General features: G+C 70.8%; 1 protein-coding gene. It reads left to right on the forward strand.

All coding sequences use genetic code 11. The features are described 5' to 3' along the window. The coding region (locus ACTHLF_RS05930) for an amino acid adenylation domain-containing protein (protein WP_440325689.1) at nucleotides 1-2,952 on the forward strand (2,952 nt) is incomplete at both ends.

A 2,952-nucleotide genomic window follows, 5' to 3' on the forward strand; every position in this document is an offset into this window, starting at 1 on the left:
GACCTTCAGCTGCATGTGTTCGACGATGCGGTGTTCGGCGGGTTCTTCGAGTATGCGACGGACCTGTTCGACGCGGAGACGATCGCGCGGCTTGGGCGTGGGCTGACGGTGCTGCTGGAGGCGGTGGTATCGGATCCGGACGTGCGGCTGTCGCGGGTGTCGATCCTGCCCGGCGAGGAGCGCGAGCGGCTGCTGCATGCGTGGAACGCGACGGCGGCGGACTATCCGCGCGACCGGACGATCCAGGAGCTGTTCGCGGCGCAGGCGGCGCTGACGCCGGAGGCGGTGGCGGCGGTGCACGGGGAGGAGACGGTCGGCTATGCGGAGCTGGACCGGCGTGCGAACCGTCTGGCGCATCATCTGCGCGGACTTGGGGTGGGCCCCGAGGTGGTGGTGGGTCTGTGCCTGGAGCGGTCGATCGACATGCTGGTGGGCCTGCTCGGGATCCTGAAGGCGGGCGGTGCCTATCTGCCGCTGGACCCGGACTATCCGCTGGAGCGGCTGCGGTTCATGCTGTCGGATGCGGGCGCGGGGCTGGTGGTGACGCAGTCGGCGCTGGCGGAGCAGCTGGCGGAGGGCGGCGCGCAGCTGGTGCTGCTGGACCGGGACGCGAAGCGGATCGCGAAGCATCCGGAGACGGCGCCGGCGAGCGGCGCGCGGCCGGACAACCTGGCCTATGTGATCTATACCTCAGGCTCGACCGGACGCCCCAAGGGGGTCGGGACGATCCACAGCAATGTGACCCGCCTGGTGCGGGGGACGGATTATGTGCGCTTCGGCGCCGAGACGGTGATGCTGCAGCTGGCGCCGATGACGTTCGATGCGGCGACGCTGGAACTGTGGGGTCCGCTGGCGAACGGAGGCCGACTGGTCTTCTACCCGGACCCGGTGGTCGATGTGCAGCGCATCGGCGAGGTGATCGCGGCGGGCGGGGTCAACACGCTGTGGCTGACGGCGGGTCTGTTCCAGCAGGTGGTGGACGCGCGGCTCGACACGCTGGGGTCGCTGCGCTGGCTGGTGGCGGGCGGCGATGCGCTGTCGGTGCCGCATGTCTGCCGTGCGCTGGAGCATTGGCCGGACTGCGTGCTGGTCAACGGTTATGGCCCGACCGAGGGGACGACCTTCAGCGCGACGCACCGGCTGGATCCGGCCTTCGAGGGGAGCTCGGTTCCGATCGGGCGTCCGCTCGCCAATGGTCAGGCTTATGTGCTGGACGAGGAGCTCGAGCTGTCGCCTGTGGGCGTGGCGGGCGAGCTGTATGTTGCGGGCGACGGGCTTGCGCGCGGCTATCTTGGCCGTCCGGGCCTGACGGCGGAGCGGTTCGTGGCGAACCCGTTCGGGGCGCCGGGATCGCGGATGTACCGGACGGGCGACCTTGTGCGCTGGCGGGCGGACGGGCAGCTGGACGATCTGGGCCGGCTCGATCACCAGGTGAAGAACCGGGGGCACCGGATCGAGCTGGGCGAGGTCGAGGCGGCGCTGCTGGCGGAGCATGGCGTGGCGCAGGCGGTCGCGGTGGCGCGCGAGGACAGCCCCGGCGACAAGCGGCTGGTGGCCTATGTGGTGGGCGATCCCGCGGCGCTGAAGGCGGCGCAGGCGCAAGGCTATGACGCGGCGCGGGAGGACAATCTCGAGCAGTGGGAAGCGCTGTTCGACGATGCCTATGGCGTATCGGACGCGGCGGTGGCGCCGAGCTTCCTGGGGTGGAACAGCAGCTATACGGGCTTGCCGATCCCCGAGGCGCAGATGGTGGAGTGGCGCGACCGGACGGTTGAGCGGATCGCTTCGCTTGCGCCTGCGGCGGTGCTGGAGATCGGGTGCGGCGTGGGCCTGCTGCTGGAGCATCTGGCGGCTGGGCGGAGCTATACGGGCACGGACATCTCGGCGGGCGCGCTGGGCGGACTGCGGCGTTGGCTGGATGAGCGGCCGGAGTTGCGCCACGTGGTGCTGGAGCAACGCGAGGCGATCCAGTTCGGAGGCTGGGAGGCGGGCGCGTTCGACACGGTGGTGCTGAACTCGATCGCGCAATACTTCCCCGACGGGGAGTATCTGCTGTCTGTGCTGCGCCAGGCCGCGGCGCTGGTGGGACCCGGGGGCAAGGTGTTCCTGGGCGATCTGCGCCATCTTGGTCTGCTGGAAGCGTTCCACGCCTCGGTGCAGCTGGACAAGGCACCGGCTGGGTTGAGCGTGGGACGGCTGCGGTCGCGGGTGTCGCGCGCGGTGAGCCAGGAGAAGGAGCTTCTGGTCGATCCGCGGTTCTTCGCGGCGGCACGTGCCGAGCTTGAGGGGATCGGCCGGATCGACATTGCCCTGAAGCAGGCGGGGTACGTGAACGAGCTGAGCGCCTATCGCTACGACGTGACGCTGCATGTGGGGGATGCGGAGCGGTACGATGCGCTGGAGCTGGCGGCGGGCGGGGACCCGCTGGCGGAGCTGGCGGCGAGCCTGGCGGACCGTCCGGCGCGGGTGCGGCTGCAGGGTGTGGCCAACCGCCGGGTGGCGCAGGACCTTGCGGCGGTGGCGCTGCTGGAGACGATGGAGCCCACGGCGAACGTGTCGCAGCTGCGCGAGACGTTGCGCGCGCAGGAGGTGCGGGGCGAGGATCCCGAGGCGTTCTGGCAGCTGGCGCGCGCGCATGGCTACGAGGCGCGGATCAGCTGGACGGCGGGTGCGTCGCAGGGGAGCTTCGACGTCGAGCTGGTCGATCCCGAGCAGGCGCAGACGGCGCTGGCGCCGGCGGCGCTGCCGGACAAGGGGGACTGGCGTCCCTATGTGAACGACCCGCTGCTGGGCCAGCTGACCCAGCATCTGGGGGTGCAGCTGCGCGAGACGCTCAAGACCCGGCTGCCGGACTATCTGACGCCGTCCGTGATCCTGGTGCTGCCGTCGCTGCCGCTGACGCCCAACGGCAAGGTCGACCGCAAGGCGCTGCCGGTGCCCGAGGGGCGGCCG

Source organism: Luteibacter sp. (assembly GCF_051958795.1).
Lineage (GTDB): Bacteria > Pseudomonadota > Gammaproteobacteria > Xanthomonadales > Rhodanobacteraceae > Luteibacter.